The following is a 2156-nucleotide window of genomic DNA, read 5'->3' as shown; positions in this document are numbered from 1 at the left end:
GGCTCGCTGCCGCCGATCGTGATGTTCCTCGTCTACCTCACGACGCCACACTACATCTCACTGCTTTGGACCCATCCCACCGGCCAGCTGATGCTGGTCGGCTGCGTCGTCTGGATGTCGATCGGCATCATGGTGATGAAAAAGATGATCAATTTCGACTTCTGACGGTGCCGTATGGTCGAGTTCCTCGTTACGAAACTACATGACGTCCGGTTCATGACCATGTTGCTGGCGGCCATCGCCGCCAGCGCTACCGTCTATACGCTGGTGATGCCGCTGTTCGCCGGCGAGGGTCTGTCCAAGCGCATGAAGGCGGTGGCGAACGAGCGCGAGCGCATTCGGCAGCGCGAGCGCGACCGCCTCCACAAGAGCGAGAAAGTCTCGCTGCGCCAGACCCCGAAGCAGCTCGTCTCCAAGGTCGTCGAGGACTTCAACCTCACCAAATGGCTCGCGCAGGAAGCGGCGCGGGACAAGCTGATCATGGCCGGCTATCGCGGCCAGGCGCCCTACATTACCTTCCTGTTCGCCCGCATGGTTGCCCCGATCGTGCTGTTCGTCGGCTCCGTCATCTACGTGTTCCTGATCGCGCATATGGAGCAGTCGATGCCGATCAAGATCGGTATCTGCGTCGGCGCCGCCTATCTCGGCCTCCAGGCGCCGATGCTGTTCCTCAGGAACGCGATCTCCAAGCGCCAGCTCTCGATCAAGCGCGCCTTTCCGGACGCGCTCGACCTGCTGCTGATCTGCATCGAATCCGGCATGTCGGTCGAAATGGCGTTCCGGAAGGTCGCCACCGAGATCGTCGGCCAGTCGATCGCGCTGTCGGAAGAATTCACGCTGACCACGGCCGAGCTGTCCTATTTGCAGGACCGCAAGGTCGCCTACGAGAATTTGGCACGGCGCACCGGCCTCGAGGGTGTTAAATCGGTCTGTCTGGCGCTTCAGCAGGCGGAACGTTACGGCACGCCGCTCGGGCATTCCCTGCGCGTCATGGCGCAGGAAAATCGCGACATGCGCATGAACGAGGCCGAGAAGAAGGCCGCCGCGCTGCCGCCGAAGCTGACGGTGCCGATGATCCTGTTCTTCCTGCCGGTGCTGTTCGTCGTCATTCTCGGCCCGACCGGCATCAAGATCACCGAGCTGCACTGACGGAAAACGCGGAGGCGAGCAGCCCACAGTCCGTGGGCGGCGACAAGATCGCAAGATCGGGGCTGATCAGTCCGGCCGGCTGAGCGAGGCGACCGGCGTCCGCTTCGGTGCCCCGCGCGGAGCGTCGTTGCGGTTCAACATCTCCTTGAGATAGGCGACATTGGCCGCGGCCTGATCTGGCGGCAGATCGGCCTTCACGATGGTCTCAGCCTCGGCGAAGCGGCCCTGCAGGCCGACCACCAGGCCGAGATTCTGCCGCACCCGCGAGCTCGCGCGCGGCGAGGCGTAGGCCTGCCGCAAGGCCTCCTCGGCCTTCGGCAGATCCTTCGAGAGCATGTAGGATAGGCCGAGATTGGAGAGCACGCCGGGATCACCCGGCGCGATCTTCAGCGCGCTCACATAATAGGCACGGGCGTCCTCGTGACGGCCCATCTGATCGAGCGCCGTGCCCTGCACCGAGAGAAGGCGCCAGTCCGGATTGTCGGGAGAGTGCGCCTTCGACAGCACGTCGAAGGCCTGCTGAAAATTGCCATTGTCGGCCAGCGCGCGGCCATATTGGGCGAGCAGCGCCTTGTTGCCGGGATTGGCGATGGTCGCCTGCTCGAGCACGGCGGCGGCCTGGGCGCGCTGGCCGTTGGCGCGCAGGGCCTGGCCGTAGCCGAGGGCGGCCTCGGCGTCCTTGGGGTTGGCACGGTAGCGCTCGCCATAGACTTCGACGGCGCGGACCGGATCGGCGGGGGCGGTGGGAGCGGCTTCCGCGCGCGGCCCGATCGAGCCGGTGACGTCGGAAAGTTTTGGCATCGCCGTGCAGCCGCCGAGGCTCGTGGCCACCACTGCGACGAGCGAAGCCGACGCGAGAAGCCGGGCAGGACTGAACCGTTGACGCATGACGCTATGACTCTCGAGCGGATGGATCGAGCCGAATGCGCCAGCAATAGACCGTTAACCCTAATGGCCGGTTAACACCGGCTGCTCCTCACGGCGGTGTCTGCGGCGGCATCGGCCCG

General features: G+C 64.9%; 3 protein-coding genes. 2 read left to right on the top strand and 1 reads right to left on the bottom strand.

Annotated elements, in window-relative coordinates; translation table 11 throughout:
* Together PMI42_RS40435 and PMI42_RS12830 are read left to right on the top strand one after the other, a co-directional pair.
* On the top strand, positions 1-165 hold a 165-nt coding region (locus PMI42_RS40435), incomplete at its 5' end, for a type II secretion system F family protein (RefSeq protein WP_008134632.1).
* A 9-nt stretch (positions 166-174) separates the two neighbouring features.
* On the top strand, positions 175-1149 hold the full coding sequence (locus PMI42_RS12830; RefSeq protein WP_008134631.1) for a type II secretion system F family protein: 975 nt from the start codon (positions 175-177) through the stop codon (positions 1147-1149).
* 66 nt (positions 1150-1215) lie between these two features.
* On the opposite strand, the gene PMI42_RS12825 is transcribed toward PMI42_RS12830, so the two are convergent.
* Positions 1216-2037: a tetratricopeptide repeat protein gene (locus PMI42_RS12825; RefSeq protein WP_008134629.1), complete on the bottom strand. Its 822-nt coding sequence runs from the start codon at positions 2035-2037 to the stop codon at positions 1216-1218.
* Positions 2038-2156 lie beyond the last annotated feature (119 nt).

Origin of the sequence: Bradyrhizobium sp. YR681 (assembly GCF_000282615.1) — a bacterium.
Lineage (GTDB): Bacteria > Pseudomonadota > Alphaproteobacteria > Rhizobiales > Xanthobacteraceae > Bradyrhizobium.
Note: the sequence above shows the minus strand (reverse complement) of the source record. Positions and strands in the feature narration are given on the sequence as shown.

Bases quoted from the DNA above. Each gene is read 5' to 3' on its own strand.
- PMI42_RS12830 (WP_008134631.1), top strand. From the start codon at position 175: ATGGTCGAGTTCCTCGTTACGAAACTACATGACGTCCGGTTCATGACC.
- PMI42_RS12825 (WP_008134629.1), bottom strand. From the start codon at position 2,037: ATGCGTCAACGGTTCAGTCCTGCCCGGCTTCTCGCGTCGGCTTCGCTC.